Annotated in this window: 7 protein-coding genes and 2 pseudogenes; 5 read left to right on the top strand and 4 right to left on the bottom strand. The window is 68.1% G+C overall.

The window, feature by feature from the left end; all coding sequences use genetic code 11:
* Positions 1-152 (top strand): transposase (locus AB0947_RS42575; protein WP_366755727.1); only part of this gene is annotated, 152 nt, incomplete at its 5' end.
* Between the two features lie 35 nt (positions 153-187).
* Complete coding sequence (locus AB0947_RS42570) at positions 188-316, top strand: hypothetical protein (protein WP_366755725.1); 129 nt, start codon at positions 188-190, stop codon at positions 314-316.
* On the opposite strand, the gene AB0947_RS42565 is transcribed toward AB0947_RS42570, so the two are convergent.
* The 3 genes from AB0947_RS42565 to AB0947_RS42555 form a co-directional block, all read right to left on the bottom strand.
* Entirely contained in the window at positions 317-478 is a 162-nt protein-coding gene (locus AB0947_RS42565) for a hypothetical protein (RefSeq protein WP_366755724.1), read from the bottom strand.
* 227 nt (positions 479-705) lie between these two features.
* Positions 706-1,992, bottom strand: coding sequence for a serine hydrolase domain-containing protein (locus AB0947_RS42560; RefSeq protein WP_366755723.1), 1,287 nt, complete (start codon positions 1,990-1,992; stop codon positions 706-708).
* Positions 1,993-2,281: 289 nt separating this feature from the next.
* Positions 2,282-2,788: a diadenosine tetraphosphate hydrolase gene (locus tag AB0947_RS42555; RefSeq protein WP_366755722.1), complete on the bottom strand. Its 507-nt coding sequence runs from the start codon at positions 2,786-2,788 to the stop codon at positions 2,282-2,284.
* 378 nt (positions 2,789-3,166) lie between these two features.
* Here AB0947_RS42555 and AB0947_RS42550 point away from each other — a divergent pair.
* Positions 3,167-4,046: pseudogene (locus AB0947_RS42550) on the top strand (IS5 family transposase).
* Between the two features lie 21 nt (positions 4,047-4,067).
* Here AB0947_RS42550 and AB0947_RS42545 read toward each other — a convergent pair.
* Positions 4,068-4,487, bottom strand: a complete 420-nt coding sequence (locus AB0947_RS42545) for a helix-turn-helix domain-containing protein (RefSeq protein WP_366755726.1) — start codon at positions 4,485-4,487, stop codon at positions 4,068-4,070.
* A 124-nt stretch (positions 4,488-4,611) separates the two neighbouring features.
* Here AB0947_RS42545 and AB0947_RS42540 point away from each other — a divergent pair, with 124 nt between their 5' ends.
* Complete coding sequence (locus AB0947_RS42540; protein ID WP_366755721.1) at positions 4,612-5,484, top strand: alpha/beta hydrolase; 873 nt, start codon at positions 4,612-4,614, stop codon at positions 5,482-5,484.
* Positions 5,485-5,610: 126 nt separating this feature from the next.
* Positions 5,611-5,747 (top strand): annotated as a pseudogene (locus AB0947_RS42535) (IS5/IS1182 family transposase); the annotation flags it as partial.

Here is a 5,747-nt window from a genome sequence, read left to right as displayed (position 1 = left end):
TGGGCCGCCACCGGTGGACCATCGAACGCACCATGTCCTGGCTCGCCGGCTGCCGCCGCCTACACCGCCGCTACGAGCGCAAAGCCGAGCACTTCCTGGCCTTCACCAGCATCGCCTGCACCCTCATCTGCTACCGCAGACTCACCAAATGAGATGATGTCTAAGTGCCAGCGGTCTTACCGAACTCGTGGCCCGCGAAGTGGGGGACCGCGGCCGCGAGGTCGTAGTCGAGCATCTGCACGTCCATCTTCCGCGCGTCCTCAAGACGCTCGTCGGCGCCCGCACTGCCGACCCCGAGCAGGAGACCGTCCGCTGATCAGTCGCTTTCGCCGTTGCGGCCACGGCCCTGGCGCGCGCCCTCACCCCCGAGGACCAGGCCGTCGTCGACCAGTTCCGCGCGATGCTCGCCGCCGTACGCGACCCGGAGCCCTGGACGCCCGGCCGCTCCCAGGACATCGGTCTGTTGGGTGGGCCACATGCCTGCGTCGATGACCGCGTCCCACTTTCCCGTGGCGAGTCCGACCTGGAACAGCAGGTCTTTGACGATGTCCGATCGACAGTCAGGTAGTTCGACGCCCGGATGTTCCGTGGAATCAGGCCTCTGAGGCTGGAAACCGCAGCCCATACCCGCTCCACTGGCCGGACAGGGCCTACGCGTCAGGAGCCGCGTTCGGCAAGGTGATCGTCAGCCATGAGGTGTGACGCTCACGGGGCGAAGGCCGAGGACAGGATCCGGGTGACCAGGGCGAGGTCGTTGCCGCCACCGCTGGTGGGGTTGAAGGAGTATTCCAGGCGGCGGCGCAGGTCGCGGGTGGTGAACATGCCGTTGGTGTAGCCGAAGGTGGTGCCGGTCTTCCCCCACACGGTCACACCGTTGGGCAGGGTCACGCGCATCAGGCCGGCAGCGTAGTAGGCGTGACCCTGTCCCGGGTCGTGGGCGGTGCCGCCGAGGTAGGGGACGTCGGGGACGTCGAACAATTCCGCCTGCTCGGTCGGGGACAGCAGTTGTCCCCGGAAGAGTGCGGTCAGGAAGCGGTCGAGGTCAGCGGTGGTGGAGATCATGCCGCCGGCGCCGGGATTCTGTTCGGTGATGTCGACCCGCTGCGATCCGCCGTCCGGTCGAGGTACGGCGATGTAGCCGTGGGAGTGGGGGCCGGGGATCGTGGTGTCGGTCTGCGGGGCGGTGGTGTCGCGCAGGTGCAGCGGTCGCAGGATCCGGGTGGTGATCTCCTGCTGGTAGGTGTGTCCGGTGAGGTGCTGGACGAGCATGGCTGCGACGTAGTAGCCGGTGGCTCCGTAGACCTGCATGCAACCGGGCTCGGTGAAGGGGCGTTCGTGCCGGACGGCCTTGGCGACGAGTTCGGCGAGCGGGTGGTCGTCGAAGCGGTGCGCGACGATGCCGTCCGGGGTGGTGGGCAGGTCGTCCTGGGTCAGTTCGGGCAGGCCGCTGGTGAAGTTGAGCAGGGTGCGGACGGGGATCGGCGGGTAGCTGTCGGGCAGGACGTCCGGCAGGTAGTGCTGGACGGGCCGGTCGAGGTCGACGCGGTGCTCGGCGGCCAGTTGCAGCATCACGGTGGCGATGAAGGTCTTGGTGACGCTGCCGAGACGGAACCGGCCGTCGACCGGCACCGGCGCACCGGTCGTGATGTCGGCGGTGCCGTACGTCCCGGTCCAGTGGCCGTCCGGCCCGCTCACGCGTGCCAGCACGCCCGTGACGCGGTCGGGCGCGCTCGACAGGGCCTGCTGCAACGCCTGCGGATCCAGCTTCGGCAACCGGTCGCTGGTGGTGGCGCGGGTGATGTTGCGGGGGATGTTGCCGGTGCAGTCGACCGCGGCGGCAGGCCGCGCGGCGGGCGCTGCGGCCGCCGGGACGGCCGTGCCCGGCGCCACCGCGCCGAGGACCGTGCAGGCGAGCGCCGCCATCGGCACCCGCCTGCGTCGGCTCGCTGTCGTCGTGGTCCCGGCTTTGGAGGAAGAAGGCTTGAAAGTCATGTCCACGACCGTTCCGCACAGTCGCGGTGCGGCGAATCAGGGATCGCCCCCGATAGCACCCTGATCGATCCCTGATGCCGTCTTCCACGACGCCCGACGACGCCTGGAGTTCTACCCTCTCCTCATCGGCGTGGCGGATGCTCCGTTCCCCCGGCCGCTGTTCGACGGGGGCCGGGGCAGTCGCGGTGGTCCAGAACTCCCCACCCGAGAGAACTGCCTGCTCAAGGACTGCTGGACCGGGACCGCGACGTGGTGGTCGAGCGCCTGCACGTCCACGTTCCGCGCGTGCTCAAGGTGACCGCCATGATGCGCCTGCTGTCGATTCATCGAGCAGACGGTCCAGTTCGTCTCCGATCGCTTTGCGCAGCGGATCGTGCTGCGGACCGAGTGAGTACTGCTTGTCAGTCCATCGGTCACGGGGATAGAGCCATACCGGCACTCGCACCAGGTCGGACGGTTCCCACTCGAACCGGGGCCATACGTGCGCATGCAGGAATCCGTCGGTGTTGCCAAGGATCTCCAGATTGACCCGCCGGAAGGCCGCATCCGTGCGGCGGGATGCTCGCTCGACTGCCTCTCCCAGTTGGTCCATGTCGGACAGGAAGGCCAGCCGCTTCTCCTTGGACAAGTCCGACAGTCTTTCCACCTTGGGATCGTCCACCAGGAGTACCGAGTAACCCGGGAGGAACTGCACATCGCCGATCGCTGCGAACCCTGCGTGCAAGCGCCGCATAACCGTGGGGTTCTCGCCTCGCAGGGCACTCCCGATTCGATCCGTCCGCCAGTCATCGGCCATGGCCGGAACCTACCCGGCCGAGATCACCACCCCGCCTGAGGCTATCGGGGAATCACAGGCGATCCGATCCTGTCCGTGTCGATCCATGCGGCGTTCCGGTGCACTGGTGAGCGCCGCTGGTCTTCCCGCCCCCGGCGAAGGAGCACTGGCGACCTGGGCGGCTCGTCCCCTTGCGCCGCTTCATGCGCATGGCCGGTGCCCCCTTGTGGGGGTACCGGCCATTCTGCGTTTCGGGGCAGCGTCCCCACCCCGCCGAAGGCGCGCCGGCGATCTTTGCGGTCTGACAGGCGATGCGGCAACGGCCCGTATTTCCTGCGAATCGGCACCTTCTAGGCCGTGTATCGAAAGTGGATCTTGATCTATGAATGATCGTGTTTCATGGGGCGGGGAGATCTCACGGATGAACAGTGGGCTGTGCTGGAGCCGTTGTTGCCGACGGGGACGAAGGTGGGGCGGCCGCCCGTCTGGCCGCGGCGGCAACTGATCGACGGCATACGGTTCCGTATCCGGACCGGTGTTCCGTGGCGGGATGTGCCCGTCGAGTACGGGCCGTGGGGCCGGATCTACGACTTGTTCCGTCGGTGGCAGCGGGATGGCACCTGGCACCGGGTTCTCACCCGGCTCCAGGCTCTGGCCGACGCGCAGGGGGCGATCTCGTGGGACCTGAGCGTCGACTCCACGGTGTGTCGCGCTCATCAGCATGCGGCCGGCGCCCGGAAGCACGGTGACCTGCAGAAGGAACCGCCGGGCGGTGTCCTCACCGAGCCACGTGATCACGGACTGGGACGCTCGCGCGGCGGGTTCACCACCAAACTGCACTTGGCCGTCGAGCAGGGCCAGAAGCCTCTATCGATCGTGGTGACGGCCGGGCAGCGCGGCGACTCGCCACAGTTCGAGGCCGTGCTGGAGAAGATTCGCGTGCCCCGCGTCGGGGTGGGCCGGCCACGCATTCGCCCGGACCGCGTGCGCGCTGACAAGGCTTACGCCTCCCGCAAGACCCCCCCGCGCCTACCTGCGTAGACGAGGTATCCGCTGCACCATCCCGGACAAGGCCGACCAGGCGCGTCACCGCAAGCAGCGCGGCTCCCGCGGCGGTCGGCCGCCGAAGTTCGACCCGGTCGACTACCGCGAGCGCCACGCGGTCGAGTGCGGCATTAATCGCCTCAAAAGGCATCGTGCCGTGGCCACGAGATACGACAAACTCGCGGTTCGTTACGAGGCAACCGTTCTCGTCGCGGCCATCAACGAGTGGCTGTGACCAGCACATTCGAGATACATCCTAGACCGCTGCCTTCCGCATCCCAGTCAGAAAGCCCCTGACCGCGGCCAGTTCCCGCTCGTCGTATCCCCGCAGCAGGTCCACCGCCCGATCGATGAGCGGTCCGAAGTGGGACCAGCCGAGGGCGACCGCCCGCTCGTCCACTTCGATGGTGACCTTGCGGCGGTCCCGCGCATCGCGCATTCGCCGCACATGCCCGGCCCGTTCGAGGCGGTCGACCAGTGCTGTGGTTCCTGCCGAGTTGAGCCCGAGAGCGGCGCCTAGGTGCCCTGCTGTGGTCTCCTCGCCGGCGCGGGCGGCGTCCATCAGGGCGATCAGCGCACGCACGTCGGTGGGGTGCATGCCGTTGCGCTGTGCGAACCGGGTGCTGTGCCTGCCCAGGTCGACGGTCACCGCGCGCAGCAGGTGGACGATCTCCATCTCGGGCCCCGGCTCGGCTCGTTCGACGAGTTCCTCACCCTCCTGATCGGGCACGGACCACCTCCACGTATCATCTCGCCCAACAAGTATCTTGCTGAGCGAGATAATAGAGGAGTCGCCGTTCATGAACGCTCGCGATACGTACGACGCCGACAACTTCCTCATGGCCTACGACAAGGTCATGACCAAGTGGCCTGCCGCTCGCGAGACGGCGACCGTTCCCACGCCCTTCGGCACGACACACGTCAACGTATGCGGCCCGGCCGACAGGCCCTCGCTCGTCCTCCTGCCCGGCGGAGGGGGCGCAACCTCCGCGTCCTGGTACACGCAGGCCGCCGAACTGTCCCGCACCCACCGGGTGTTCGCCGTCGACTTGATCGGCGCCCCCGGACGCAGCACTCCCGACGGCGACCGCCACCCCCGTACGGTAGCCGACCTGTCGGCCTGGCTGGACGCGCTCCTCGACGGCCTCGGAGTGGCCGAGACCGACCTGGGCGGACACTCGTACGGCGCCTGGATCGCGCTGCATCACGCCATGCGCGCGCCCGACCGGATACGCCGCCTGGCCCTTCTGGACCCGACCCAGTGCTTCGCCGGGTTCAGCCCGGCCTACCTGCTGCACGCACTGCCCATGCTGCTGCTGAACACACCCCGCCGGGTCCGCGCCTTCCTGGAGTGGGAGACCAAAGGCTCCGCCCTCGATCCCGACTGGCTCGCCCTCCAAGAGGCGGCCGCCGGTTTCCCCTCTCTCCGACCCGTAACCGGGCCGCGCCCGGCACCGGACGCCCTGCGCGGCCTGGACCTGCCGGTCCTGTTGCTCCTCGCCGGAAGCAGCAGGACCCATGACCCCTCCAAGGTGGCCGCCCGCGCCGAGGCGCTGCTGCCACGCGTCGAAACGACCGTGCTGCCGGATGTGTCCCATCACGCGCTTCCACACGCCATCCCGCCCGAGGCGAACCGTAGCGTCGCCGGCTTCCTGGAACGGTCCGGTGACTGAGTCTCAGCCCGCCCCCGGGCACCGCACCCTGAAAATCAACCCTCGTTTAGCTCCGCTAATAGCACTTCCGATACACGGCCTAAGGGGTGTCCCGTAACTGCTGGTCACAGGTGAGATGATCTTGCGGTGTCTGTTGTGATCACGGCGTCGGAGCCCTCTTGGATAGCACCGTTCACCGGTCTGAGCCCGCGCCAGTTCGGCAAGCTGATCACTGCGCTCCGGCGTGAGGGTGCAGATCCGGTCCGCAAGGGCCGGCCCTGGAG

The sequence above is a fragment of the Streptomyces sp. NPDC047841 genome (assembly GCF_040704085.1).
Lineage (GTDB): Bacteria > Actinomycetota > Actinomycetes > Streptomycetales > Streptomycetaceae > Streptomyces > Streptomyces argyrophylli.
This window is presented reverse-complemented; position numbering and strand designations above follow the sequence as displayed.

What these genes read in the sequence shown, in the direction of transcription:
- AB0947_RS42565 (WP_366755724.1), bottom strand. Translation starts at nt 478, where the DNA reads ATGTGGCCCACCCAACAGACCGATGTCCTGGGAGCGGCCGGGCGTCCA.
- AB0947_RS42560 (WP_366755723.1), bottom strand. Translation starts at nt 1,992, where the DNA reads ATGACTTTCAAGCCTTCTTCCTCCAAAGCCGGGACCACGACGACAGCG.
- AB0947_RS42540 (WP_366755721.1), top strand. Translation starts at nt 4,612, where the DNA reads ATGAACGCTCGCGATACGTACGACGCCGACAACTTCCTCATGGCCTAC.
- AB0947_RS42555 (WP_366755722.1), bottom strand. Translation starts at nt 2,788, where the DNA reads ATGGCCGATGACTGGCGGACGGATCGAATCGGGAGTGCCCTGCGAGGC.
- AB0947_RS42545 (WP_366755726.1), bottom strand. Translation starts at nt 4,487, where the DNA reads ATGGAGATCGTCCACCTGCTGCGCGCGGTGACCGTCGACCTGGGCAGG.